This is a genomic window from Nocardioides carbamazepini, assembly GCF_024614185.1.
GTDB classification, from domain to species: domain Bacteria; phylum Actinomycetota; class Actinomycetes; order Propionibacteriales; family Nocardioidaceae; genus Nocardioides; species Nocardioides carbamazepini.
Genome location: NZ_JAHTLF010000013.1, coordinates 278,016 through 302,861, shown reverse-complemented (window position 1 = coordinate 302,861; position 24,846 = coordinate 278,016). Strand labels below are relative to the sequence as shown.

At 72.4% G+C, this 24,846-nt stretch carries 28 protein-coding genes and 1 pseudogene; 21 read left to right on the top strand and 8 right to left on the bottom strand.

Annotation, left to right across the window (positions count from 1 at the left end; genetic code table 11):
* Nucleotides 1–246: 246 nt before the first annotated feature.
* Nucleotides 247–969: an IclR family transcriptional regulator gene (locus KVF89_RS08385; protein WP_139622247.1), complete on the bottom strand. Its 723-nt coding sequence runs from the start codon at nt 967–969 to the stop codon at nt 247–249.
* A gap of 102 nt (nt 970–1,071) precedes the next feature.
* Between KVF89_RS08385 and leuC the strand changes: the two genes are divergently transcribed.
* The 3 genes from leuC (at nt 1,072) to KVF89_RS08370 (ending at nt 3,987) form a co-directional block, all read left to right on the top strand.
* Nucleotides 1,072–2,484, top strand: a complete 1,413-nt coding sequence (gene leuC, locus KVF89_RS08380) for a 3-isopropylmalate dehydratase large subunit (protein WP_257424844.1) — start codon at nt 1,072–1,074, stop codon at nt 2,482–2,484.
* A gap of 14 nt (nt 2,485–2,498) precedes the next feature.
* Nucleotides 2,499–3,098, top strand: a complete 600-nt coding sequence (gene leuD, locus KVF89_RS08375) for a 3-isopropylmalate dehydratase small subunit (protein WP_257424840.1) — start codon at nt 2,499–2,501, stop codon at nt 3,096–3,098.
* Nucleotides 3,099–3,375: 277 nt separating this feature from the next.
* Entirely contained in the window at nt 3,376–3,987 is a 612-nt protein-coding gene (locus KVF89_RS08370; RefSeq protein WP_257424839.1) for an HU family DNA-binding protein, read from the top strand.
* Nucleotides 3,988–4,046: 59 nt separating this feature from the next.
* Here the strand turns inward: KVF89_RS08370 and cofC are convergent, their stop codons facing one another.
* The gene (cofC, locus tag KVF89_RS08365; protein WP_257424829.1) at nt 4,047–4,691 is read right to left on the bottom strand and encodes a 2-phospho-L-lactate guanylyltransferase; all 645 of its coding nucleotides are present in this window, start codon (nt 4,689–4,691) and stop codon (nt 4,047–4,049) included.
* A gap of 70 nt (nt 4,692–4,761) precedes the next feature.
* Here cofC and KVF89_RS08360 point away from each other — a divergent pair, with 70 nt between their 5' ends.
* Both KVF89_RS08360 and KVF89_RS08355 read left to right on the top strand, forming a co-directional pair.
* Nucleotides 4,762–5,514, top strand: coding sequence for a lysophospholipid acyltransferase family protein (locus KVF89_RS08360; RefSeq protein WP_257424828.1), 753 nt, complete (start codon nt 4,762–4,764; stop codon nt 5,512–5,514).
* Entirely contained in the window at nt 5,514–6,518 is a 1,005-nt protein-coding gene (locus tag KVF89_RS08355) for an NAD(P)H-dependent glycerol-3-phosphate dehydrogenase (protein WP_257424826.1), read from the top strand. Before KVF89_RS08360 ends, KVF89_RS08355 begins: the two co-directional genes overlap by 1 nt.
* Nucleotides 6,519–6,545: 27 nt before the next feature.
* Here KVF89_RS08355 and KVF89_RS08350 read toward each other — a convergent pair whose 3' ends face one another.
* Both KVF89_RS08350 and KVF89_RS08345 read right to left on the bottom strand, forming a co-directional pair.
* On the bottom strand, nt 6,546–6,899 hold the full coding sequence (locus KVF89_RS08350; protein ID WP_257424824.1) for a hypothetical protein: 354 nt from the start codon (nt 6,897–6,899) through the stop codon (nt 6,546–6,548).
* A gap of 5 nt (nt 6,900–6,904) precedes the next feature.
* Complete coding sequence (locus KVF89_RS08345; protein WP_257424823.1) at nt 6,905–8,011, bottom strand: trans-sulfuration enzyme family protein; 1,107 nt, start codon at nt 8,009–8,011, stop codon at nt 6,905–6,907.
* Nucleotides 8,012–8,035: 24 nt separating this feature from the next.
* Between KVF89_RS08345 and KVF89_RS08340 the strand changes: the two genes are divergently transcribed.
* Nucleotides 8,036–9,160 (top strand): D-alanine--D-alanine ligase family protein, encoded by a 1,125-nt coding sequence (locus tag KVF89_RS08340; protein WP_257424821.1) that lies wholly within the window; start codon nt 8,036–8,038, stop codon nt 9,158–9,160.
* Between the two features lie 18 nt (nt 9,161–9,178).
* Here the strand turns inward: KVF89_RS08340 and KVF89_RS08335 are convergent, their stop codons facing one another.
* Together KVF89_RS08335 and KVF89_RS08330 are read right to left on the bottom strand one after the other, a co-directional pair.
* Nucleotides 9,179–9,673 (bottom strand): DUF3515 family protein, encoded by a 495-nt coding sequence (locus KVF89_RS08335; RefSeq protein ID WP_257424819.1) that lies wholly within the window; start codon nt 9,671–9,673, stop codon nt 9,179–9,181.
* Between the two features lie 2 nt (nt 9,674–9,675).
* The gene (locus KVF89_RS08330; protein WP_139622256.1) at nt 9,676–9,912 is read right to left on the bottom strand and encodes an Lrp/AsnC family transcriptional regulator; all 237 of its coding nucleotides are present in this window, start codon (nt 9,910–9,912) and stop codon (nt 9,676–9,678) included.
* Between the two features lie 118 nt (nt 9,913–10,030).
* Between KVF89_RS08330 and KVF89_RS08325 the strand changes: the two genes are divergently transcribed.
* Complete coding sequence (locus tag KVF89_RS08325; RefSeq protein ID WP_257424814.1) at nt 10,031–11,002, top strand: thiamine-phosphate kinase; 972 nt, start codon at nt 10,031–10,033, stop codon at nt 11,000–11,002.
* A gap of 203 nt (nt 11,003–11,205) precedes the next feature.
* Here KVF89_RS08325 and rpmB read toward each other — a convergent pair whose 3' ends face one another.
* Nucleotides 11,206–11,391, bottom strand: a complete 186-nt coding sequence (gene rpmB, locus KVF89_RS08320) for a 50S ribosomal protein L28 (protein ID WP_038680308.1) — start codon at nt 11,389–11,391, stop codon at nt 11,206–11,208.
* Nucleotides 11,392–11,538: 147 nt separating this feature from the next.
* On the opposite strand from rpmB, the gene KVF89_RS08315 reads away from it, so the two are divergent.
* The 11 genes and pseudogenes from KVF89_RS08315 to KVF89_RS08265 form a co-directional block, all read left to right on the top strand.
* The gene (locus tag KVF89_RS08315; protein ID WP_257424813.1) at nt 11,539–13,239 is read left to right on the top strand and encodes a DAK2 domain-containing protein; all 1,701 of its coding nucleotides are present in this window, start codon (nt 11,539–11,541) and stop codon (nt 13,237–13,239) included.
* Nucleotides 13,240–13,246: 7 nt separating this feature from the next.
* On the top strand, nt 13,247–15,505 hold the full coding sequence (locus tag KVF89_RS08310; protein ID WP_257424812.1) for an ATP-dependent DNA helicase RecG: 2,259 nt from the start codon (nt 13,247–13,249) through the stop codon (nt 15,503–15,505).
* Nucleotides 15,506–15,529: 24 nt separating this feature from the next.
* Nucleotides 15,530–16,117, top strand: a complete 588-nt coding sequence (rsmD, locus tag KVF89_RS08305; RefSeq protein ID WP_257424810.1) for a 16S rRNA (guanine(966)-N(2))-methyltransferase RsmD — start codon at nt 15,530–15,532, stop codon at nt 16,115–16,117.
* Nucleotides 16,114–16,599: a pantetheine-phosphate adenylyltransferase gene (coaD, locus tag KVF89_RS08300; RefSeq protein ID WP_257424809.1), complete on the top strand. Its 486-nt coding sequence runs from the start codon at nt 16,114–16,116 to the stop codon at nt 16,597–16,599. The genes rsmD and coaD overlap by 4 nt, the downstream gene beginning before the upstream one ends.
* A gap of 68 nt (nt 16,600–16,667) precedes the next feature.
* Complete coding sequence (locus KVF89_RS08295; RefSeq protein WP_257425263.1) at nt 16,668–17,231, top strand: YceD family protein; 564 nt, start codon at nt 16,668–16,670, stop codon at nt 17,229–17,231.
* Between the two features lie 43 nt (nt 17,232–17,274).
* Nucleotides 17,275–17,460, top strand: a complete 186-nt coding sequence (gene rpmF / locus KVF89_RS08290) for a 50S ribosomal protein L32 (RefSeq protein ID WP_141006753.1) — start codon at nt 17,275–17,277, stop codon at nt 17,458–17,460.
* Nucleotides 17,376–18,212, top strand: coding sequence for a ribonuclease III (gene rnc, locus KVF89_RS08285; protein ID WP_443689996.1), 837 nt, complete (start codon nt 17,376–17,378; stop codon nt 18,210–18,212). The genes rpmF and rnc overlap by 85 nt, the downstream gene beginning before the upstream one ends.
* A gap of 16 nt (nt 18,213–18,228) precedes the next feature.
* A complete protein-coding gene (gene mutM / locus KVF89_RS08280; RefSeq protein WP_257424808.1) occupies nt 18,229–19,119 on the top strand; it encodes a bifunctional DNA-formamidopyrimidine glycosylase/DNA-(apurinic or apyrimidinic site) lyase in 891 nt (296 codons plus the stop codon).
* A 95-nt stretch (nt 19,120–19,214) separates the two neighbouring features.
* A complete protein-coding gene (locus tag KVF89_RS08275) occupies nt 19,215–19,448 on the top strand; it encodes a type II toxin-antitoxin system ParD family antitoxin (RefSeq protein ID WP_257424806.1) in 234 nt (77 codons plus the stop codon).
* Nucleotides 19,445–19,735 (top strand): type II toxin-antitoxin system RelE/ParE family toxin, encoded by a 291-nt coding sequence (locus KVF89_RS08270; protein ID WP_257424805.1) that lies wholly within the window; start codon nt 19,445–19,447, stop codon nt 19,733–19,735. Before KVF89_RS08275 ends, KVF89_RS08270 begins: the two co-directional genes overlap by 4 nt.
* 15 nt (nt 19,736–19,750) lie before the next feature.
* Nucleotides 19,751–19,903: pseudogene (locus KVF89_RS08265) on the top strand (zinc finger domain-containing protein); the annotation flags it as partial.
* A gap of 1,212 nt (nt 19,904–21,115) precedes the next feature.
* Here the strand turns inward: KVF89_RS08265 and KVF89_RS08260 are convergent.
* A complete protein-coding gene (locus KVF89_RS08260; protein ID WP_257424804.1) occupies nt 21,116–21,766 on the bottom strand; it encodes an RNA polymerase sigma factor in 651 nt (216 codons plus the stop codon).
* Between the two features lie 167 nt (nt 21,767–21,933).
* Here KVF89_RS08260 and KVF89_RS08255 point away from each other — a divergent pair, with 167 nt between their 5' ends.
* The 3 genes from KVF89_RS08255 (at nt 21,934) to KVF89_RS08245 (ending at nt 24,820) form a co-directional block, all read left to right on the top strand.
* Nucleotides 21,934–23,001, top strand: a complete 1,068-nt coding sequence (locus tag KVF89_RS08255; protein WP_257424802.1) for a calcium-binding protein — start codon at nt 21,934–21,936, stop codon at nt 22,999–23,001.
* Nucleotides 23,002–23,213: 212 nt separating this feature from the next.
* A complete protein-coding gene (locus KVF89_RS08250) occupies nt 23,214–23,408 on the top strand; it encodes a hypothetical protein (protein WP_141006760.1) in 195 nt (64 codons plus the stop codon).
* Between the two features lie 113 nt (nt 23,409–23,521).
* Nucleotides 23,522–24,820: an MFS transporter gene (locus KVF89_RS08245; RefSeq protein ID WP_257424800.1), complete on the top strand. Its 1,299-nt coding sequence runs from the start codon at nt 23,522–23,524 to the stop codon at nt 24,818–24,820.
* The last annotated feature ends 26 nt before the right edge of the window (nt 24,821–24,846 follow it).

The window sequence follows — 24,846 nt, the reverse complement described above, 5'->3', positions numbered from 1 at the left end:
CCCCCCCCCCCCCCCCCCCCCCCCCCCCCCCCCCCCCCCCCCCCCCCCCCCCCCCCCCCCCCCCCCCCCCCCCCCCCCCCCCCCCCCCCCCGGGGCCCCCGCCCCGGGGCGCGGGCGCGGGCCCGCGCCGCGGGCCGCCCCCCGCGCCGGGGGCCCCCCCCCCAACGTGTGGCTGCCCCTATCAACCTCCGCGGGCCGGGGGTGGGTTCCCCCGGCCCCCCCGCGAAACTCACAGATCCGTGTGAGCTACTCGGCCGCCGCCCGGCGCAGCGACTCCGAGAGCCGCTCGGCGGCGGCCAGCACTGCCGGTGCGTGCATCCGGCCGGGCTGGCGGGAGAGGCGCTCGAGCGGTCCCGACACCGAGACCGCGGCGATCACCTTGCCGCCGGGGGAGCGGACAGGGGCGGACACGGAGGCGACGCCCTGTTCGCGCTCGCCGACCGACTGCGCCCAGCCGCGGCGGCGGATCGCGGAGAGCTCCGCCGCGGAGAAGGCGGAGTTCTGCAGGCCGCGGTGGATCCGCTCCGGGTCGTCCCACGCGAGCAGCACCTGCGCGGCCGACCCGGCGCGCATGGTCAGCTGGGAGCCGATCGGGATGGTGTCGCGGAGTCCGGAGGGCCGCTCGGCCGCGGCGACGCAGACGCGGTGATCGCCCTGGCGCCGCCAGAGCTGGGCGGACTCACCGGTGATGTCGCGCAACCGCGCGAGCACCGGTCCGGCGGTGGCGAGCAGCCGGTCCTCTCCGGCGGCGGCGGACAGCTCGGCCAGCCGCGGGCCGAGCACGAACCGGCCCTGCATGTCGCGGGCGACCAGGCGGTGGTGCTCCAGGGCGACCGCCAGCCGGTGCGCCGTCGGCCGGGCGAGGCCGGTGCCTGCCACGAGCCCGGCCAGCGTGGCCGGACCGGACTCCAGTGCGGTGAGCACCAGGGCCGCCTTGTCGAGTACGCCGACACCGCTCGAGTTGTCCATATGGCAATACTGCCGTCTCGGATCCTGGGATGCAAGAGTAGGCTTCATCACGGTCGGCGGCAGAGGTTGCCGTCGAGGAAACCGAACGAGGAGGAGCGAGTCATGGGCAAGACCCTGGCGGAGAAGGTGTGGGACGAGCACGTCGTCCGATCGACCCCGGGGGAGCCGGACCTCCTCTACATCGACCTCCACCTCATCCACGAGGTCACCAGCCCCCAGGCCTTCGACGGCCTGCGTCTGTCGGGCCGGCAGGTGCGCCGCCCCGACCTGACCCTCGCGACCGAGGACCACAATGTCCCGACCCTCGACTGGGACAAGCCGATCGCCGACCCCGTCAGCAAGACGCAGGTCGACACACTGCGCAAGAACGCCGAGGAGTTCGGCGTGCGCCTGCACTCGCTCGGCGACGTCGAGCAGGGCATCGTCCACGTCGTCGGCCCGCAGCTGGGCCTGACCCAGCCCGGCATGACGATCGTGTGCGGCGACTCCCACACCAGCACCCACGGCGCCTTCGGCTCGATCGCGTTCGGCATCGGCACCTCTGAGGTCGAGCACGTGCTCGCCACCCAGACGCTGATGCAGGCCAAGCCGAAGACGATGGCGGTCACCGTGAACGGATCGCTCCCCGAGGGAGTGACGTCCAAGGACCTGATCCTCTACCTGATCGCGCAGACGGGCACCGGTGGCGGCCAGGGCTATATCGTCGAGTACCGCGGCCAGGCCATCGAGGAGCTCTCGATGGAGGGCCGGATGACGGTCTGCAACATGTCCATCGAGTGGGGCGCCAAGGCCGGCATGATCGCCCCCGACCAGGTCACCTTCGACTACATCGAGGGCAAGCCGGAGGCGCCGAAGGGCGCCGACTGGGATGCGGCCGTCGCGCACTGGAAGACCCTGGTCACCGACGCGGACGCACACTTCGACGAGGAGGTCGTGATCGAGGCGGCCGACGTCACGCCGTTCGTCACCTGGGGCACCAACCCCGGCCAGGGGGTTCCCCTGGGTGCCAACGTCCCGAGCCCCGAGGACTACGAGGACGCCACCGACAAGATCGCGACCGAGAAGGCGCTGGAGTACATGGGCCTCCAGGCCGGTACGCCGATGCGCGAGGTCAAGGTCGACACGGTCTTCGTCGGCTCCTGCACCAACGGCCGGATCGAGGACCTGCGGCTCGCGGCCGAGATCATCAAGGGACACACGGTCGCCGAGGGCACCCGTCTGCTCGTCGTGCCGGGCTCGGTGCGGGTCCGCAACCAGGCGATCGAGGAGGGTCTCGACAAGGTCTTCGTCGCGGCCGGTGCGGAGTGGCGTGGTGCGGGCTGCTCGATGTGCCTGGGCATGAACCCCGACACCCTGGCCCCGCAGGAGCGCAGCGCGTCGACGTCCAACCGGAACTTCGAGGGCCGTCAGGGCAAGGGTGGCCGCACCCACCTGGTGTCCGTGCCCGTCGCCGCCGCGACCGCTGTGCGCGGCACGCTGTCCTCGCCCGCCGACCTCGTGCCGGCCACGGTCTGAAAGGGAGCCCGACCATGGAGAAGTTCACCACCCACACCGGCATCGGCGTCCCGCTGCGACGCAGCAACGTCGACACCGACCAGATCATCCCCGCGGTCTACCTCAAGCGCGTGACCCGGACCGGCTTCGAGGACGGCCTGTTCGCCGCATGGCGCAACGACCCGGAGTTCGTGCTCAACAAGCCCGCCTACAGTGCGGGTTCCGTGCTCGTCGCCGGTCCCGACTTCGGCACCGGATCGTCGCGTGAGCATGCGGTCTGGGCGCTGCAGAACTACGGCTTCAAGGTGGTTCTGTCCTCGCGTTTCGCCGACATCTTCCGTGGCAACTCCGGCAAGGCCGGCCTGGTGGCCGGCCAGATCGACGAGAAGGTCGTCGAGCGGCTGTGGGTCTACCTCGAGGAGAACCCCGGTGGGCAGATCACCGTCGACCTCGAGAGCAAGACGGTCACCACGCCGGGCGGCGAGGTCGAGGACTCCTTCGACATCGACGACTACACCCGCTGGCGTCTGCTCGAAGGTCTCGACGACATCGGCATCACGCTCGGTCACGACGCCGACATCGCGTCGTACGAGAGTGGCCGTCCGAGCTGGAAGCCGGTCACTCAACACGGCTGAAAACCGCTCTACAACGGGCCGATCCGCGACATCCGCGGATCGGCCCGTTGCCTTTGCCGCATTCGCCGAGATCGGCCCGACAGGGCCTCCGGGGCGCGCCAGAGGGCCGAATCGGCCGAAATACCGCCGAAATCACGAAAAAAGACGCAACAACTTCGGCGTGGTGATTGTGGCTGTGCCTGCTAGTGCCTAGCGTTCCCATGAAAGGACGGCTGAGCGAGGGCTCGGCCGCATCAGCTCAAGGGACGCCCAGCGCGGCGTTTCGGAAGGACAGGTAGTGAACAAGTCTCAGTTGATCGACGCGCTGGCTGACCGGTTCGAGGGCAGCCGCAAGGACGCGGCACATGCTCTCGACGCGGTTCTCGACACGATCACCCGTCAGGTCGCCAAGGGTGAGAAGGTCGCCATCACGGGCTTCGGCTCGTTCGAGAAGGCCGTCCGCAACGCCCGTTGGGTCCGCAACCCGCAGACCGGCGAGCGTGTGAAGACCAAGAAGAAGGCCGTTCCGAAGTTCAGCGCCGGCGCTGACCTGAAGAACGTCGTCTCCGGGGCGAAGAAGCTCGCTCCGCTGCCGAAGCCGGCGAAGAAGGCCGCTGCCCCGGCGAAGAAGGCCGCGACCACCGCCGCCAAGAAGGCTGCTGCTCCGGCCAAGAAGGCCGCCAGCACTGCCAAGAAGGCTGCTGCTCCGGCCAAGAAGGCCGCCGCAGCCGTGAAGAAGGCTCCGGCCAAGAAGGCTCCGGCCAAGAAGGCGCCCGTGAAGAAGGCTCCGGCCAAGAAGGCTCCGGCCAAGAAGGCGCCCGTGAAGAAGGCTCCGGCCAAGAAGGCGCCCGCGAAGAAGGCTCCGGCCAAGAAGGCGCCCGCGAAGAAGGCTCCGGCCAAGAAGGCCTGACGCCAGCTTCGACGATCACGCCGAACGGGCCGTACTCCGCAAGGAGTACGGCCCGTTCGTCATCGTGGGAGCCGTCCGATGCCACGAAGTACGTCGGCCGACGATGCGCCCACGCCGAGTGCGACAGCGGCCGCGAGGCCATCGACGTCGTCGACGTCGCGGCGCAGGCTCGACAGCTCGCCGGCCAGCGGGCGCGCTCCTGCCGCGGCATGGGCCGCGGCGGAACCCGGCCCGAAGCGTGGGTCGAAGTCGTCGTACTCCGCGCAGTAGAGCGTGGTTCCCGTCCTGTCGGCATCACGCACGAAGCACGGGCCCGAATCGGTCACCGCATCGGCGAGTGCCGCAGCCAGGTCCGCGGGCACGAGCGCCGGCAGGTCGCCGCAGAGTGCCGCGGGCCGCAGGTCCGGCCGCCCGGCGTGCAGATGCGTCGCCGCGTGTCGCAGCGCGGCGTTCAGGCCGCCGCCCGGATCCGCGCACGTCTCGGCCCCTCGCGCCGCGAGGGTCGCGGCGAAGTCGGCGTCGTCGCTGACGACCAGGACGCCGGCCACTCCTTCGGTGCGTAGGCACGCATCGACCACGTCGGTGGCGAACGCGGCGGCGAGCAGCGCGCGTTGCGGCCCGCGCAACGCGGAGAGTCGCGACTTGCCGGTGCCCGGTGACTTCACCGGAAGGAGCACGGCGATGGAGCCCGGACGCGTGAACACCCCTGAATCCTCGCAGGGCCGGCGCGGACTTCGTCGTGGAGCCCCGAGGTGACCGGTAGCCTGCATTCTCGTGACCGTTCGGAAGCTGCAGGAGAAGCGGGGCTGGGCCTTCAACATCGCCGTACCCCTCCTCAAGCCGCTCCTCCTGGCGGCGACCCGGCGCGAGTGGATCGGCGGCGACAACATCCCCCGCAGGGGCGGCTTCATCATCGTCCTCAACCACATCTCCCACGTCGACCCGCTGACCGCGGCGCACCTGGTCTACGACCACGGCTACCAGCCGCGCTATCTCGCGAAGTCGGGTCTCTTCGACAACAAGGCGCTCGGCTTCTTCCTGCGCGGGGCGGGCCAGATCCCGGTCAAGCGCGAGACGAAGGACGCCGTCGGTGCGTACGCCGCCGCGGTCGAGGCCGTCCGGTCCGGCCAGTGCGTCGTCATCTACCCCGAGGCCACCATCACCCGAGACCCCGACATGTGGCCGATGAAGGGCAAGTCGGGTGCCGCGCGGATCGCGCTCGAGACCGGCTGCCCGGTGATCCCCGTGGGGCAGTGGGGCGCCCATGAGATCCTGGCGCCGTACACGAAGCGCCCGCACGTCGTACCCCGCCGCAAGGTCGTGATGCGCGTCGGACCGCCCGTCGAGCTGGAAGACCTGCGGGCCCAGGAGCGGACGACCGCGGTCGTCAACGAGGCGACCGACCGGATCCTGGCCGCGATCACCCACGAGGTCGAGCTGGTGCGTGGGGAGAGCGCGCCCGCAGAGCGCTACGACATGGCCGTGCACGGCGACCGGTTCAAGAGGAACAAGAAGGCGGCGAGCTGATGGGCAACAAGATCGCGGTGCTCGGCGCCGGCTCGTGGGGGACGGCGTTCTCGATCGTGCTGGCCGATGCCGGCAACCAGGTGTCCATCTGGGCGCGCCGCGAGGAGGTCGCCACCGCGATCAACGAGCGACACGAGAACACCGACTACCTGGCGGGCATCGAGCTGCCCCGCGCCATCACCTCGACCCCCGACCCCGAGCAGGCGCTCGCCGGCGCGGACGTCGTCGTCCTCGCGGTGCCCTCGCAGTCGCTGCGCGACAACCTGCCCACCTTCTTGCCGTACGTCGACCAGGACGCCGTCCTCGTCTCGCTGATGAAGGGCGTCGAGCTCGGCACGCTCAAGCGGATGTCGGAGGTCATCGCCGAGGTGGGCGACATCGGCGCCCACCGGATCGCCGTCGTCAGCGGCCCCAACCTCGCCCGTGAGATCGCCCGCCGCGAGCCGGCCGCCTCGGTCGTCGCCTGCGCCGACGAGTCCGTCGCGACCATGCTCCAGCAGCGCGTCCACTCGCCGGCGTTCCGGCCCTACACCAGCGTCGACGTCCTCGGCTGCGAGTACGGCGGTGCCTACAAGAACGTCGTGGCCCTGTGTGTCGGCATGGCCGTGGGCCAGGGCTTCGGCGACAACACCACCGCGTCGCTGATCACCCGCGGTCTCGCCGAGACGGCCCGGCTCGCCATGAACCTCGGTGCCAACCCGCTGACCCTGATGGGCCTCGCGGGCCTCGGTGACCTCGTCGCCACCTGCTCCTCGCCGCTGTCGCGCAACCGCACCTTCGGCGAGAAGCTCGGCCAGGGCATGACCGTCGAGGAGATCTATGCCTCGACCCGTCAGGTCGCCGAAGGGGCGAAGTCCTGTTCCTCGCTGCGCGCCCTCGCGGTCCGGTCCGGCATCGAGGCCCCCATCGTCGACGCCGTCGACGAGGTCGTCCAGGGTCGGCTGACCACGTCGCAGCTGATGGACGCGTTCATCTCGCGCGACACCAAGGCCGAGCTGAGCTGAGTTGGATGGCGCGAGCGCCCCGGGCGGCTAGAGGTACGACGCCAGCAGGTCCGCCGCGGCCCGCAGCTCGACGGCGCGTTCGGGTGCCCGCCCGTCGATCTGCTCGGCCGCGGCGAGCAGGTCGTCCCGCTCGTCCGCGACGAGGGAGCGGACCTCGGCGTCGGTGAGCTCGCGCCGGGCCGTCTCCGTAGCGCCCAGACCGGCCGCCGCACCGGCGATAGGCCCGTCGCCGGCCGGGCCCGCGGCGGGGTCGGCCACCGGCACGGCCTCGGCGTTGGCGATCACCCCGAGCATCGTGCGCAGCGCCTTGACGGTGGCGAGGTCGCGCGCCCGCAGCGCGGATCGGAGGTCGTCTCGAAGACGTGCGGCGAGGTCGGGCACCGCGCTCAGGCGTCGATCCGGTCGAGGGCCTGCTTCAGGTCGGTCCACAGGTCCTCGACGTCCTCGATGCCGACGGACAGGCGGACCAGGCCCTCGGGGATGGTGGCAGGCTCGACCTTCCAGCGGCGCCGCCGCTCGAAGGTCGACTCGACGCCTCCGAGCGATGTCGCGTGCACCCACAGCGAGGTCGCCCGGACCAGGAAGTCGCCGGCGTCGGCTCCTCCGGCCAGGACGGGGGCGACGATCGCCCCGAAGCCGGGATAGCGGACCTCCGCCACAGCCGGGTGGTCCGCCAACCTGCGGGCGAGCTCGACGGCGTTGGCGGCTGCTCGCTCGAGCCGGACGTGCAGGGTGCGCAGGCCGCGCAGGGCCAGCCAGGTCTCGAACGGCCCCGGAACGGCGCCCGCGAGGTCACGACGGCCCTTGAGGGCGCCGTACACCTCGTCGTCGGCGACGACGATCGCGCCCATCAGGACGTCGCTGTGTCCGGCGATGTACTTCGTGGCCGAGTGCACCACGATGTCGGCGCCGAGCGCCAGCGGCTGCTGCAGCAGGGGAGTGGCGAAGGTGTTGTCGACCACGACCCGGATGCCGAGCTCGCGGGCGGCGGCGCACAGTGCGGGGATGTCGGCGATCTCCAGCGCCGGGTTGGTCGGGGACTCCAGCCAGAGCAGGGCGACGTCCTCGTCGCCCCGCAGCGCCGCGACCACGGCGGCGGTGTCGGTCGTGTCGACCAGCGTGGCGCGGAGCCGGCCGCGGGACTCGGCGTCGGCCAGCGCACCCACCGAGCCGTTGTAGGCGTGCCGCGGCGCGATCACGCTGCCTCCGGTGCCGACCAGGTCGAGGATCGTCGTCACGGCCGCCATGCCCGACGAGAACGCCAGTGCCCGACCGCCCTCCAGTGCGCCCAGCGTCTCCTCGAACGCCGACCATGTCGGGTTGCCGAAGCGGCCGTACTCCAGGTCGCCGGTGGCGCCGTACGTCGACGTCATCGTGATCGGCACGTTCAGCGGCTGGTCGGGATCGTGCGGGGGCCGGCCGACGGTCACCGCGAGGGTGGCGGGACGCAGCGCCGGGGCAGTCGTGGACGGGTCGTGCGCGGGAGCGGCCATGTCCCAAAGGTAGGGTCATCGCCGATGAGCTCTCCCACCGGCCGCCGTGTCCGTGTCGCTGTCGTCTTCGGCGGCCGCTCCAGTGAGCACGCCATCTCGTGCGTGACCGCAGGAAGCGTGCTGCAGGCCATCGACCGCGAGAAGTACGACGTCATCCCCATCGGCATCGCCACCGACGGCCGATGGGTGCTGGAGGCCGACGACCCGCAGCGCCACCGGATCACCGGCGCCGGCCGGCTGCCCGCCGTGGACGGTGACCGCGCGGCCGTCAGCCTGGCCCGGACCACCGGGGGCACCGACCTCGTCGTCAGCGAGCCGTCCCAGGCTCCCCACGCGCTGGGGGAGGTCGATGTCGTCTTCCCGCTCCTGCACGGCCCCTGGGGCGAGGACGGCACCATCCAGGGACTCTTCGAGATGTCCGACGTCCGGTACGTCGGCTCCGGCGTCCTCGCCTCGGCGGTCAGCATGGACAAGGCGTTCATGAAGGTCGTCCTCAAGGACGCCGGCCTGCCGGTCATGCCGAGCGTGACCGTCACCGCCCGCGAGTGGAAGGCCGACCCCCAGGCCGTCCGCGAGCTCGTCGCCGAGCTCGGCTACCCACTCTTCGTGAAGCCCGCCCGCGGCGGCTCCAGCATCGGCATCGCCAAGGCCCACACGCCTGACGAGATCGACGGGGCACTCGAAGGCGCGCTGGCGCACGACCCGAAGGTCCTCGTCGAGGTCTCTGCCGAAGGGGCCCGCGAGATCGAGTGCGGGGTCCTCGAGGCGCTCGACGGCGGCGTCGACACCAGCCGGCCGGCAGAGATCCGGATCACCGGCGAGCACGAGTTCTACGACTTCGAGGCCAAGTACCTGCCCGAGGAGCACACCGAGCTCGACGTCCCGGCGCTCCTCCCCGACGGCGTCGAGGAGCGGATGCGCGCGATGGCCGCGGCCGCGTTCACCGCGGTCGGTTGCGAGGGCCTGGCCCGCGTCGACTTCTTCCTCATGCCCGACGGCTCACTGGTCGTCAACGAGCTCAACACGATGCCCGGCTTCACGCCGCTCTCGATGTTCCCGCAGATGTGGGCCGCGACCGGGCTCGACTACCGCGCGCTGGTCGACCGGCTGCTGACGCTGGCTCTCCGGCGGGACACCGGGCTGCGCTGAGCTGCGTTGGGCGGTGCCTCAGTCGCAGTCGTCGACGAGCGTGAGGTGCTCCTTGACCAGCGGCGCGAGCACCGTCATGGCCGCGGGGCCGGCGTTCGGCCGGTAGCGGGACGGGATCGACACCTCGACCCGCGGGCTGTAGCCGGCCGCGGTCAGCGTGAGGTCGAGTCCCTGGTCGTCGTACTGCTCGTCGGGGATGTAGTAGCCGACCCCGTCGGCGGACTCGCACGACGCGGTCAGGTCGAAGCCCTCCGGCTTCGGGACACCGCAGCGGACCACGATCGCGGGGTCGCCGTACGCCGCGGCGGGGGCGTCCTCCGGCTCGATCTCGACCCGCTCCTCGTCGGCGAGCGTGTCGGGCAGGTCGGCGGCGAGGGCCGCACAGGCCGCACGGTCGGCGGCCGACAGCCGGGGTACGTCGACGTCGACCGCGCCGCCGCAGGCCGCCAGGGCCAGGGGCAGCGCGAGCAGAGCCGCGAGCGGCGCGAGCCGCCCGCGGGGAGAGCGTGGCACCGTCAGATGTGGACGACGGGGCAGGTGAGGGTGCGGGTGATGCCCTCGAGGTTCTGCACCTTGGAGACCACGAGCTTGCCCAGCTCGTCGACGTTGCGGGCCTCGGCGCGCACGATCACGTCGTAGGGCCCGGTGACGTCCTCGGCCAGGGTGACGCCCGCGATCGCTCCGACCTCGCGGGCGACCTCGGCCGCCTTGCCGACATCGGTCTGGATGAGGATGTAGGCCTGCACCACCATGCGGTCACGCTCCCGTCGGACGGTTGGGTCGAACGCCTCAACCTACCTCGCGCTCCCTCGGGAGCAGAACCCGCGAGCCGTGGCCGTCGGCACCGGGCGCGTCTGATGGGATGGAGCCATGGCTGACGCGACCGACCGGGACACGACGCTGGCGGATCTCGGCGAGTTCGGGCTGATCGGCCGGATCGGTGAGATCGTCGCCGCGACGGCGCCGGGGGAGGACGTGCTGCTCGGGCCGGGCGACGACGCCGCGGTGCTCCGGGTCCGCAAGGGACACGTGGTCGTGTCGACCGACCTGATGGTCGAGGGCCGGCACTTCCGCCGCGACTGGGTCGACGCCGTCGACGTCGGCCACCGTGCCGCCGCGCAGAACCTCTCCGACATCAACGCCATGGGCGGCCGAGCCCAGTGGCTCACCGTCGGGCTCGCAGCCCCCGCCGACCTCCCGGCCGCCTGGGCGCTCGACTTCACCCGCGGGTTCGCCGAGGAGTGCGCGGTCGTCGGCGCCGGCCTGGTGGGCGGCGACGTCACGCGGGCCGACGAGATCGTCATCGCCGTGACCGTGCTCGGCGCCTGCACCGTGTCCCCGGTCGCGCGCTCCGGCGCCGCGGCCGGCGATGTCCTCGCCCTCTGCGGGCGCCAGGGCTGGTCCGCCGGTGGGCTCGCCGTGCTCGGCCGCGGCTTCCGGTCGCCCCGCGTGCTCGTCGACGCCTATCGCCGGCCCGCGCCGCCGTACGACGCGGGGCCGGTCGCCGCCGAGGCCGGAGCCACCTCGATGATCGACGTGTCCGACGGCCTGCTGGCCGAGGCCCGGCACCTCGCCGACAGCTCCGGGGTCAGCATCGACGTGGAGACCAGCGCCTTCGAGATCCCCGAGCCGCTTCTGGCGGTCGGCCAGGCGACCGGTGCCGACCCGCTCCAGTTCATCCTCGGCGGCGGCGAGGACCACCCCCTGCTCGCCACCTTCCCGCCTGATGTCGCGCTGCCCGAGGGCTGGACCAGGGTCGGCTCGGTCGGCGCCCGGGCCGAGCTGCCGGTGACGGTCGACGGGGCGGCGTACGACGGCCCCACCGGCTGGACTCATTTTTGACCGACCCGGCCCAGATGAAGCTCCAGAACGCTCCGACCCGGCCCAGATGAAGCTCCAGAACGCTCCGACCCGGCACAGGCAGACCCCGATGTCGACTTCATCTGCGCCGGGTCGGCGCACTGCCGAGTTCAATCTGCGCCGGGTCGCGCCAAAAACACACCGACCCGTCGCGTTCGAACGCGACGGGTCGGTGAGAGATCAGGTCAGCGGGTGACCTTGCCGGCCTTGATGCAGCCGGTGCAGACGTTGAGGCGCTTGGGGGTGCCGTTGACGACCGCGCGCACGCGCTGGATGTTGGGGTCGAAGCGGCGCTTGGTGATCTTGCGCGACCACGGCCGGTTGTTGCCGAACGTCGGCTTCTTGTCGCAGATGTCGCACACGGCGGCCATGGTTGTCACTCCTGGAGGATTGCTCGTCACTAAGTCATGTGTGCCGGGCGCGCAGAAGACGCTTCGGGCAACCGGATGAGAATAGCCGACCTGGCCGCGCTGGCCGAAATCGGCGAAGCCCGCGGCACGTGCCTTAGGGTGACCTCGATGGACGAGGGGACGGCGCCCGCGGAGGGGCGCAGCGGCATCGCGCTGGCGTCGGTCGTCCGGTTCGTCGACATCGCGGTCGACGCCCTGGCGGGCGCGCGCGAGGAGGTCGACGCCCTCAACGTCTACCCGGTGCCCGACGGCGACACCGGCACGAACATGTACCTCACCGTCGTCGCCGCCCGCGACGCGATCCGCGCGGCCCTCGGCGAGCACGCCGACAGCCCCGACCGGGCGAGCGAGGTCGACGCACCACTCGCGGCGATGGCCCGGGGCGCGCTGCTCGGCGCCCGCGGCAACTCGGGCGTCATCCTCAGCGAGATGCTCGGCGCGGCCGCCCGCCGGATCGGCGCCGCGCGCGCCGACGAGCGCAACGCGGTCGTGATGGCGGAGGCACTGCAGCAGGCCTCCGCCGCGAGCTACGCCGCCGTGGGGGAGCCGGTCGAGGGCACCATGCTGACCGTGATGCGCGCCGCCGCCGCGGCCGGTACGACGGCGGCCGGTCCCGCCGACGCGCGCAGCAGCGACGTCCTCACCGCGGCGGCCGCCGCCGCACGGGAGGCGCTGGGGCGCACGCCGGAGCAGCTCGCGGTCCTCGCCCAGGCCGGGGTGGTCGACGCGGGCGGACGGGGCCTGTCGGTCATCCTCGACGCCGCCGAGACGGTGCTGACCGGTCGCCGGCCGATCCCGGTCACGGCGCCGCTGGGCAGTCACCTGATCCCGGTGCCGCACGTCGGGCAGGGCGCCGACGAGCTGAGCGCGGACGGCCCGGCCTACGAGGTGATGTACCTCCTCGACACCGACGACGCGGCCGCGCCAGGGCTCCGCGAGCAGCTCGGCACCCTCGGCGACTCGGTCGTGGTGGTGGGCCGCGACCGCCTGTGGAACGTGCACGTCCACACCGACGACGTCGGTGCCGCGATCGAGGCGGGTCTCGCCGTCGGCCGCCCGCACCGGATCCGGGTGACCCACTTCGCCGAGCAGATCGCCCAGAAGACGGCGCTCGAGGCTCCGGCGCCGCCGACCCTCGCCGGTCGCCGGGTCGTCGCCGTCGCGGCCGGCCCGGGCCTGGCCGACCTGTTCGAGGAGGCCGGCGCGGAGGTGGTCCGCGGCGGACCGGGGCGCCGCCCCTCGACCGGCGAGCTGCTGGAGGCGATCACGGCCTGCGGTGCCCGTGAGGTCGTGGTCCTGCCCAACGACGAGCCGACCATCCGGGCCGCGCTGGCGGCGGCGAGCACCGCCGAGGCCGATCACGGTGCCGAGGGGCTGCGGGTCGCGGTGATCCCGACCCACACCCAGGTGCAGGGGCTGGCGGCCGTCGCGGTCCACGAGCCGGGCCGGGCGTTCGACCAGGACGTGACCGAGATGACCGCGACCGCCCGCCACGTCCGGCACGGCGCGGTCACGATCGCGGCCCGGCAGGCGATGACGATGGCCGGCCCCTGCGAGCCCGGCGACGCGCTCGGCGTCATCGCGGGCGACTTCGCGGTCGTCGGCGACGACCTCGGAGCGGTCGCGCTCGTCGTCCTCGACCGCCTGCTGGCCGCGGGCGGGGAGCTGGTCACGATCGTGAGCGGTGCCGACAGCGCGGGGCTGGCCGACCGGGCGACGGCCTGGGTGGAGGAGTTCCACCCCCATGTCGATGTCGTGGTGTACGACGGTGGGCAGGAGCGGTACCCGCTCCTCATGTCCGTCGAGTGAGGTTCAGGTGGCCATCGACTTCGCATCGCCCGTGACCGCGGTCCTCGGGGCGACCACGCCCGCCAAGCGCAAGCGGTTCGCCGAGGGGCTCGGCATCGAGACCGTCGGCGACCTGATGCGGCACTTCCCGCGACGCTATCTCGAGACCGGCTCCCTGACCCGCGTCGACAACCTGCGGATCGGTCAGCTGCTGTGCGTCGTCGGCGAGATCGACCAGTGTGAGATCAAGAGCTACCGGGACCGCCGCACCGGCCGCCCGGCGTACCGGGTCGAGGCGGTGCTGCGCACCGGTGGCCCGCGGCTGAAGATGACCTTCTTCGCCAAGAACCAGGGCACCGCCGGCTGGCACGCGAGCCGGGTCGCCCAGGGCAACCGCGGCATCTTCCTCGGCAAGGCCGACCGGTTCCGCGACCAGTGGCAGCTGGTGAACCCGGCCATGACGATCTTCGGGATGGGGGACGAGACCGAGGGCGAGGGCAGCGCCGTCCAGGACGTCCTCGACTTCGGCCCGCTCTACCCGATCTACCCGCTCACCAAGGGCGTCGAGACCTGGGACGTCGCCCGCGCGGTCACCTTCGCCCGCGAGGTCGTCGAGCCGGTGCCCGAGCTGCTGCCCGACGCCCTGCGTGAGGAGTACGACGTCCTCGGCATCCAGCAGGCCTACGACTGGGTCCACCGGCCGGAGGACCGCGACCAGGTCGCGCTCGCGCACCACCGGTTCCGGTTCGAGGAGGCGCTGGTCACCCAGCTGGTGCTGGGCCGGCGCCGGCGCGCACGCCGGGCGGAGGGGGCCACCGCCCGCACCGGCGGCGACGGCGCCCTGCTGACGGCGTTCGACGAGAGGCTGCCGTTCGAGCTGACCGCCGGGCAGGTCGAGGTGGGCCATCGGATCGAGGCCGATATCGCGCAGCCGCACCCGATGAACCGCCTGCTCCAGGGCGAGGTCGGCTCCGGCAAGACGCTGGTCGCGCTGCGCGCGATGCTGCGCGTGGTCGACTCCGGCGGCCAGGCGGCGCTGCTCGCGCCGACCGAGGTCCTCGCCCAGCAGCACTACCGCTCGATCGTCACGATGCTCGGCGACCTCGCCGACGGCGGCACGATCTTCGGCGCGGGGGAGGGCACCCGCGTCGAGCTGCTCACCGGCTCGATGAACAAGACCCAGCGCACCGGTCCGCTGTCCCGGATCGCCAGCGGCGAGGCCGGGATCGTCATCGGCACCCACGCCCTGCTCCAGGACCAGGTCATGTTCGCCGACCTCGGTCTCGTCGTCGTCGACGAGCAGCACCGGTTCGGTGTCGAGCAGCGTGCCGCGCTCACCGACAAGGCGTCCGCGCCGCCGCACCTGCTCGTGATGACGGCGACCCCGATCCCGCGGACTGTCGCGATGACGGTCTTCGGCGACCTCGAGACCTCGACCCTGAGCGAGCTGCCGGCCGGCCGCGCGCCGATCCAGACCAATGTCGTCCCGCTGGCCGAGCAGCCGGCCTGGATCGGCCGGGTCTGGGAGCGGGTCCGCGAGGAGGTCGGCAAGGGCCACCAGGTCTACGTCGTGTGTCCCCGCATCTCCGGTGACGAGGCCGAGGCCGGCCAGGTCGACGCGGTCGACGTCCCCGACCCGGACGACGTCGGCGCCGAGCAGCCCGTCCCCAAGCCACCCGCCGCGGCCGTCGAGGAGGTGGTCGAGCGGCTCGCCGCCGGCGCGCTCGACGGGCTGCGGATCGGCCGCCTGCACGGCCGCCTGCCCGCCGACGAGAAGGACGCCACGATGCGGGCGTTCGCCGCGGGCGACATTGACGTGCTCGTCTCGACGACGGTCATCGAGGTCGGCGTCGACGTCCACAACGCCACCACGATGGTGATCTTGGACGCCGACCGGTTCGGCATCTCGCAGCTCCACCAGCTCCGCGGCCGGGTCGGTCGAGGCGGCCTGCCCGGCCTGGCCCTGCTGGTGACGCACACCGATGCGGAATCGCCGTCCCGCGAGCGGCTGGAGGCGGTCGCCTCGACGACCGACGGCTTCGTGCTGAGCCGGATCGACCTCGAGATGCGGCGCGAGGGCGACGTCCTCGGCGCCTCGCAGGCCGGCGGGCGCTCCAGCCTCGAGAACCTGCGCGTGCTCCGCGACGAGGACACCATCGTCGCCGCCCGCGAGGCCGCCGAGGGACTTCTCGACGCGGACGCCGAGCTCGGCCAGGCGCCCGGCCTCGCGGACGCCGTGCGGACCCTCGAGCAGTCGCAGCAGGCCGACTTCGTGGACAAGTCGTGAACGCACCGCCGGCCGGAGGCTGATGTGACGCGGATCATCGCCGGCGTCGCGGGCGGACGCCGCCTCCAGACGCCCAAGGGCGACCAGACCCGGCCCACCAGCGACCGGGTCCGTGAGGCGCTGTTCTCCGCGATCGAGGCCTGGGCCGGCTCGCTGCACGGCCTGCGCTTCCTCGACCTGTACGCCGGCTCCGGCGCTATCGGGCTCGAGGCCTGGTCGCGCGGGGTCGAGGCGGTCACCCTCGTCGAGTCCGACCGCCGGACCGCCGAGCTGATCCGGGGCAATGCCCGCGCGGTCGGCTGTGACGTCGCCGAGGTGGTCGCCCGCTCGGTGACGACCATGCTCGCGTCACCCGCCCCCGCGCCGTACGACGTCGTGTTCGCCGACCCGCCCTATCCGCTCGGCGACGGGGCGGTCGCCACCGACCTCGCCCTGCTCGTCGAGCACGGCTGGCTGGTCGACGGCGCGCTGGTCGTCGTCGAGCGCTCCGCCCGCAGCCCCGAGCCGGTGTGGCCCGTGGGCCTGGAGCCGCTGGCCGGGAAGCGGAGGCAGAAGCGCTATGGGGAGACCGTGCTGTGGCTGGCGGAGCGCCCCGATAGCCTCGCCCCATGACCCGCGCGGTGTGCCCCGGCTCCTTCGACCCGGTCACGAACGGCCATCTCGACATCCTCCGGCGGGCCTCGGCGCTCTTCGACGAGCTGATCGTGGCGACCGGCACCAACATCTCCAAGTCGCGGCTCTTCGACCCCGAGGAGCGCCTGGAGATGCTCCGCGAGGCCTGCGCCGACCTGCCGAACGTGACGGTGATGGGCTTCACCGGCCTGATCGTCGACTTCTGCAAGGAGGTCGACGCACACGCCATCGTCAAGGGCCTGCGCGGCGGCAACGACTACGAGTACGAGCTGCCGATGGCGCAGATGAACGCGCACCTCTCCGGAGTCGAGACCGTCTTCATCCCGACCACCGCGAGCCTGGGCTACGTGTCGTCCAGCCTGGTCAAGGAGGTCGCCTCGCTGGGTGGCGACGTCGTCGAGCTCGTGCCGCCCGCGGTGCACGCGCGACTTGCCCGGAAGCTCGGCTCACGGAGCGCCTGATTTGGTCGCCTCCGGGCGCCCCACTACGATTGCCCTGATCTGTTGTGCCCGGAACTGGAAGCGAACCCCTGAACACTCTGGACCCGAGAGCGCCGCTCGTGCTCGACACCCGCGAGCTCGGCCGCCGCCCGGGGTCCCAGCGTCAGGTGTCGCGGACAGTGCCGGCGCCAGCAGATCTGGGCATCGAAGTCCTCTCCGTCCCCGAGGGCGCGCCGGTCGAGCTCGACCTGCGCCTGGAGGCGGTCATGGAAGGCGTGCTCATCACCGGGACGGCCTCGGCCGCGCTGGAGGGTGAGTGCGTACGGTGCCTGGAGCCGATCCACGACGACGTCGAGGTGACGTTCCAGGAGCTGTTCGTCTACGACGACATCCATGACTCCGAGGGAGCCGAGGAGGACGACGAGGTCAGCATGCTCCAGGACGACCTGGTCGACCTGGAGACCGTGCTGCGGGATGCGGTGGTGCTCGCACTGCCGTTCCAGCCCTTGTGCCAGGACGACTGTCCGGGGTTGTGCACCGAGTGCGGCGCGCGACTGGCGGACCAGCCGGACCACACGCACGAGGCTGCGATCGACCCGCGCTGGACAGCGCTGACGGCGCTGACCGAGCTCAAGCAAGATCCCACGGACTGAAGAGGCGCTCGACCCCGAGCGCACCCGAACCAAGGAGAAGACAGTGGCTGTTCCGAAGCGGAAGATGTCGCGCAGCAACACGCGGCACCGTCGCTCGCAGTGGAAGGCTGTCGCCCCGGTGCTGGTCACCTGCGCCAACCCGGCGTGCGGTGCCAAGCACCTCCCGCACCGCGCCTGCGGCACCTGCGGCCAGTACGGCGCGCGCGCCGACCGTCGCCAGGTCCTCTGACCCACGCGGTCGAGAAGGCCAGCGGCATCACCAACTACGTCGAGCTGCGTCGAGCGCTCGGGGATCCCACGCTGGACCCCGAGCTGCTCGAACGCGCGCTGACGCATCGCTCCTACGCCTACGAGAACGGCGGTCTGCCGACCAACGAGCGGCTGGAGTTCCTCGGCGACTCGGTGCTCGGCGTCGTCGTGACCGAGACGCTCTACCTGGCGCACCCGGATCTGTCCGAGGGCCGGCTCGCCAAGCTGCGCGCGGCGGTCGTCAACGCCCGTGCCCTGGCCGGCGTCGCCCGCGACATCCGGCTCGGGGGGCACATCAAGCTCGGTCGGGGCGAGGAGGCGACCGGCGGTCGCGACAAGGCCTCGATCCTGTCCGACACCGTCGAGGCGGTCATCGGCGCGATCCACCTCAGTGGCGGCATCGAGGTCTCCTCGGCCGTCGTGCACCGGCTCTTCGACCCGCTCATCGAGGCGGCCTCCGCGCTCGGCGCCGGACTGGACTGGAAGACCTCCCTGCAGGAGCTGTCCGCCGACCAGTCGCTCGGCGTCCCGGAGTACGTCATCGAGGACGACGGCCCGGACCACATGAAGACCTTCACCGCCCAGGTGCGGGTGGGCGACAAGCTCTACGGCAACGGCACCGGCCGCTCCAAGAAGGAGGCCGAGCAGGGCGCCGCGGAGACGGCGTACGGCGAGATCGCCGCCGCCCTCGGCCTCGACGCCAACGGCCGGCCGCTCACCTCCGGCAGCTGATCCCAGGAACGCCTCGATGCCCGAGCTCCCCGAGGTCGAGGTCGTCCGCGCCGGCCTCGAGCGCCACGTCGTCGGCGCCACGATCGCCGCGGTCGAGGTGCTGCACGACCGCCCGGTCCGGCGCCACCCGACCGGAGCGTCCGGCTTCGCCGCCGCGCTGACCGGCCGCCGGATCGCGGGCGCCCGGCGCCGCGGGAAGTACCTCTGGCTCCCGCTGGACGACGGCGACGCGATCCTCGGGCACCTCGGCATGAGCGGCCAGATGCTCGTCCAGCCGACGTCGGCGCCGGTGGAGCGGCACCTGCGGGTGCGCTTCGCGCTGACCGGCACCGATCCCCGCACCGGGCAGGGCCGCGAGCTGAGGTTCGTCGACCAGCGCATGTTCGGCGGGCTGTCCGTCTCGGTCGGCGGCGCCGGTCTGCCGCCCGAGATCGCGCACATCGCCCGCGACCCGCTCGACCCGGAGTTCGACGACGCCGCCTTCGTCGCGCGGCTGCGCACGCGCACCTCCGGTGTGAAGCGGCTGCTGCTCGACCAGGGGCTGATCTCCGGCGTCGGCAACATCTACGCCGACGAGGCGCTGTGGCGTGCCCGCCTCCATGGTGAGCGCCCCGGCAACCGGCTCACCCGAGCCCAGGCGGTCGAGCTCCTCGGCCACGCCCGCGCGGTCATGAACGAGGCGCTGGCCCAGGGCGGCACGTCCTTCGACGCGCTCTACGTCAACGTCAACGGCGAGTCGGGCTACTTCGACCGCTCGCTGCACGCCTACGGCCGCGAGGCCGAGCCCTGCGACCGGTGCGGTACGCCGATCCGGCGGGTCGCGTTCATGAACCGGTCGTCGTACTTCTGCCCGCGCTGCCAGTCGGCTCCGCGCTCGGTGAGGGCGACGAGGACGGGGTCGGCGTAGGGGTCTGCGGTGCCTTCGGGCCGTGCCGGCGCCGCAGCCTCCCGCACTCGAGGAACGCGGATCCAGAGTTACCAATAGTTGGTATCGTTTGCGGCATGGCTCAGAACACCTCGGTCAGTCTGGACGACCACTTCACGGAGTTCCTCTCCCGAGAAGTCTCCTCGGGCCGCTACCGATCCGCCAGCGAGGTCGTCCGGGCCGGCCTTCGCCTGCTGGAGGATCAGGAGACGCAATTGGCGGCGCTCCGCGCCGCTCTTGTCGCCGGCGAGGAGAGCGGCGCGCCGGAGGCCTTCGACTTCGATGCCTTCATCGCCGCGAAGAGGTCGTGACGACGTATCGCCTCACGCCGGCCGCGCAGCGCGACCTCTCCTCGATCTGGGACTTCACGGAGGAGCGCTGGGACCTCCGTCAGGCCGAGACGTATGTGACCGAGATCAGAGCGGCGATCGAGCGCATTGCCGACGATCCGCGTCGCGGTCGCACCTGCGATGAGATCCGCGAGGGCTACCGCCGGTACAGCATCGGCAGCCACCTGCTCTTCTACGTCGAGAGCGCCGGCGGCGTCGACGTGATTCGGATCCTGCGCCAGCGCATGGATCCGACGCGACACCTGTGAGTTGGTGAGCGAGACTCGCTGCACGCCTACGGCCGCGAGGCCGAGCCCTGCGACCGGTGCGGTACGCCGATCCGGCGGGTCGCGTTCATGAACCGGTCGTCGTACTTCTGCCCGCGCTGCCAGTCGGCTCCGCGCTCGGTGAGGGCGACGAGGACGGGGTCGGCGTAGGCGTCTGCGGTGCCTTCGGCTCCCGCGGCACCCGGACGGTGACCCACCGCTTGACCGCCGTGTGGGTCGAGGTGCGCAGCACCCTGACCTGGACCCGGACCCGCCCGGTGTAGGACGACAGGTCGACGGTCGCGTTGCCCTGCTCGTCGAGCTGGCGGATGCCCATCCGGACCAGCCGCCCGTCGGTGGCACGACGGCTCACCGTGAACGCGTCTCCGGGCGCGGCGCCGAGCGCGTGGACCGAGACGACCGGTCCGGTGGTGCTCAGGGTGAGGACCGGCTGCACGCCGATCCGGCGCTTGCGGGACTGCAGCACACGGTCCGCCTCGTCGTCACCGTCGGTGTCGACGTCGACGCGGATCCGGAAGAAGGCGTTCTCGACGAGGGCGCCGGTCGCGAAGGTGGCGGTGCCGTCGGCGCCGGTCGCCGCGGCGGCGACCCGGGACCAGCGGCCCGTGCCGAGTCGCTGGAGCAGCTCCACCTGCTCGCCGGCCACGGGCCCGCTGTCGTCGAGGACGAGGCCGGTGACGCTGGCCTGCCCGCCGGTGACGACCCGGCGCACGGAGGTGGACACCGAGACGTTCGTCGGGATGGTCGTCGGCGGTCCGGGCGTCCCGGTCGAGGGAGTGCTCGGCGAGGCATCGGGCGACCCGGTGTCCGTGGGCGTGCCGGGCGACGCCGGAGTGCTCCCGGCCGGGTCGGTGGGCGTCGGTTCGGTGGCGTCGCCGGACGTGGCGGCATCCACGGACGACTCGACGGTGGGGGAGACCCGGTCGTCGGCGCGGGGCGACCTGGTGCTCTCCGGGGCGGGCCGCTCGCCGGACTGCTCGCCGGACTGCTCGCTCGCCGTCGGGCCGGGGTCCGGCGCCGCCGGCGGGGTGGGCGCCGTCATGGGCGGGGCCGGGGCGCGCTCCGGAGGCACGCCGACGCCCCCGAACGCGTCGTGGGCGATGGCCTGCACGGAGTGCGGCAGGCGCTGGGTGTAGGCGGCGGCCGCGACACCGCCGGTGAGGGTGACGGCCGCCAGCAGCGCGGCGCCCCCGACGCCGATCCGGCCGATCGCCCGGCCACCGCGGGCGGGGGAGCGCCCCGAGCGTCGGTAGGCCGCCACGAAGCGGGCCTCGTCGGCCAGCTCCTCGGGGGTGCCGGGGGCACGCAGTGCCCGCACCAGCGGGGCGTCCTCGAACTCGTCGAGGCCGTCCGGCTCCCTGCTCATCTCGTGCTCACCCCCTCGCCCTTCCGGGCCCGATGCGTCCTTGCCAGCTTCTTCAGCGCCCGGTGGACGTTGACCGCCACCGTCCCGGGCTTCTTGTCGACGATCGCCGCCACCTCGGCCACCGAGAGGCCGGCCACCACCCGCAGCATCACCATCTCCGCCTGGTGCGGTGGCAAGGTGGCCACCAGGCGGACGGCCGCGTCGGTGTCGACCCGCTCGAGGGCCGCGGCCTCGGCGCTCGGCGCCGTACCGATGTCGATGACCTCGGCCGTCGGGGTGCTCGGCCGCGCGGCCCGGGCCCGACCGGCGTCGATGGCGCGGTGCCGCCCCAGCGTGAACACCCAGGCCCGGAACTCCGCGGGGCCGCCGGCGAACCGGGACAGGTCCCGGACGACGTGCAGCCAGGTCTCCGCGGCGATGTCCTCGGCGGTCTCGCGGTCGCGCACGCGGAGGTAGCGCAGCAGGGGCGGATGAAGCAGGCGCCAGACCTCGCCGAACGCGTCCTCGTCGCCGTCGAGGGCCCGTGTCAGCGGCTCGCCGAGTGGGTCGACGGTGCGCTGGGGCTCCCGCGAACTCAGGACGCCTCCTCGCTCGGTGGTCAGGGTGCGGACGGTGGGGAGACCAGGGACCTCGCCCAGCTCGCCCACCGCCATCGATCCTGACACACCACGGTGAGCGGTCCGGGTGGTCGATCCATTACACCCGCGCCCGCGTGTCCCGGCCCTCTTCCCCCGGCGACGAGGGATGTAATCCCCGGCCGGTGCGATCCGCTGTGCTGGGTGTCATGTTCGACGACATTCAAGGAGTACGAACCATGCACGCGAATCTTCGGCGTACGGCTGCTGGCCTCGCCCTCGTGACGGGCGGTGCCCTGTGGGCCACGACCGTCGCCCCCGGGACGGCGTACGCCGCCGACCCGCCCCTGTGCAACGGCAAGGCCGCGACCGTCGTCGGCACTCCTGGCGATGACGTCCTCAACGGCACCGCCGGTGACGACGTGGTCTTCCTGGACGCCGGCAACGACACCTTCAACGGTCTCGGCGGCAACGACACCGTCTGTGGCGGCGACGGCGACGACGTCATCACCACCGGCGCCGGCAACGACTGGGTCGACGCCGGTGCCGGCAACGACACGGTGAGCGTGCTCGGCGGCAACGACACGGTCCTCGGTGGCGCCGGCAACGACACCATCACGGGTGGCGACGGCAACGACACCATCGACGGCGGCGCGGGCGACGACCGGGTCGACGCGGGCCTGGGCGACGACAAGGTGAGCGTGCTCGCCGGCAACGACGTCGTGTTCGGCGGCGACGGCGACGACACCATCACCGTGAGCGTCCCCGTGGCCGACATCCACGCCGGGGCCGGTGACGACATCGTCTACGCCACCTATCTCACCAGCACGCTGCGGATGAACGCCGGCGACGACACCGTCGTCTTCGACCGCACCTCGGGCGAGATCAAGGGCGGCAAGGGCCAGGACGCGTTCATCGTGGCCGCGCCGAAGCCCGCGACGGGCGAGCCCGCCGAGCCCGGCCTCAACACGGTCGCCACCTCGCTGATCAAGGGTGGCTCCGGCGTCGACTCCTTCAGCCTCGCGCCGCTGACCACCTCGGTCCGGATCGACGTCGCGGCCGGCCTGGCCAGCTGGGAGGGTGGCAACGCCGTCCGCCTGAAGGGCCTGCAGTCCTACAGCGGCGGTGCCGGCAACGACACCCTGCTCGGCAGTGACAAGGCCGAGACCATCAAGGGCCGGGCCGGTGACGACGTCATCCGCGGTCGCGGCGGCAACGACGTCCTCAAGGGCGGCAAGGGCGTGGACGTCGTCTACGGCGGCGCCGGGCGCGACAGCTGCACCGGCGAGGTCCGCCACAGCTGCTGACGCGTCCCCACGAGCGTGCCGGGAAGGCCCGGGTCTGCCGGGCCTTCCCCGTTGCGGCGACCACGGCCTTCCCGGCACTCATCTCGTATCCGCCCGCATCCGCCGCTCGGCGGATGCGGGCGCTCCCAGGTTTGACCCGGCTGCCTCGAAGTGGGACTCTTGGAGACGGCCCCCAAGGGCCGACACCCTGTCGAACCGGAAGGCTCAACTTCATGGCCAAGGCGCTGATCGGTCACCTGAACAGCGACCTCCGCGACCCCCGTCTCGCCGTCGAGAACGCTCGGCTGCGCAACCGGGTCGCTGAGCTGGAGTCCCTCGTCCTCCGCCTCTCGGAGGAGAACGACAAGCTGATGTCGGCCCGCGCGGCCGAGATCCTGACCGGCGACGCGGAGATGCAGCCGGCCTGACCAGGACTCCTTCGGGCGGCCGAGCGTGTCGCATGTCGAGCTCGCCGCCCGGTCCTCGCCACGCCGAAAACGACTGGCGGCGGGGTCTGCTCACGACCTAGCGTGCTGACCTTGTGAGCCGGGTGGTCGAAGCAGTCGCCCCGGCCCGTCTCGGACCGGGGTTCCGTCGGCTGATGGTGTCGGCCTGGGTGAGCAACCTCGGCGACGGGATCGCGCTGGCCGCCGGCCCCCTGCTGGTCGCGTCGCAGACCCGGTCCCCCGCGCTCGTGTCGATGGCGATGCTGCTGGTCGGACTGCCCTGGCTGCTGTTCGGACTCCTCGCGGGCGCGGTCGCCGACCGCGTCGACCGCCTGCGGATGGTCATGGTCGCCAACCTGCTCCGGTCGGTGGTCCTGGTCGCGCTCTGCGTCACCATCCTCACCGGGGCGGTGAGCATCGCGGTGGTGCTCACGGCCATGTTCCTGCTCGGGACGGCCGAGGTCTTCGCCGACACCGCCTACCGCACCTTCTTGCCGATGCTCGTCGGCAAGGCGGACCTGGGCATCGCCAACGCCCGGCTGCAGGCTGGGTTCATCACGCTCAACCAGTTCGCCGGGGCTCCGATCGGCGCGGCACTCTTCGCGGTCGGGATGGCGGTCCCCTTCGGCGCCCAGATCGCGTGCGGGCTGCTGGGTGTCGTCCTCGTCTCCCGGATCGCGCTCCCGCCCGGCCCGGTCCGCGACGAGATCGACACGCACGTGCTGCGGGACATCGCGGACGGCGTGCGCTGGCTGGTCGCGCACCCACCGGTGCGCACCCTCGCGCTGGTGATCGTCACGTTCAACATCACCTGGGCGGCGGCGTGGGCGATGCTGGTGCTGTACTCGCTCGACGTCCTCCACATGGGCCCGGTCGGCTACGGCCTGCTGACCACGGCGTCGGCGGCCGGGGGACTGGTCGGGACCTTCCTCTACGGCTGGCTCGAGCGGCACGTGCCCCTGGCGACGCTGATGCGCGCCTGCCTGGCGCTGGAGGTGCTCATGCACCTCGGGTTCGCGCTGGCCCGGGTGCCGTGGCTCGCCGTCCTCATCATGTTCGGGTTCGGTGTGTACGCATTCGCGTGGGGCACGCTCTCGCAGGCGGTCCGGCAGCGGGCGGTGCCGACGGCGTACCAGGGCCGGGTCGGCTCGGTCTACAGCGTGGCCATCTACGGCGGCACGGTGATCGGCAGCGGGCTGGGCGGCGTCATCGCGGAGCACGGCGGCGTGCTGGCGCCGTTCTGGTTCGCGTTCGTCGGGTCCGGGATCACGCTCGCGCTGGTGTGGCGACAGCTCGGCCACATCGCGCACGCCGACGACGCCGCGCAGGACGATCCCGGCGACCATCCCGGCGACGATCCCGGGGTGCCGCGTTCCGTCGAGCCGGCGGGGTAGCCTGAGGCTGCCGAGCTTCCCCCGCG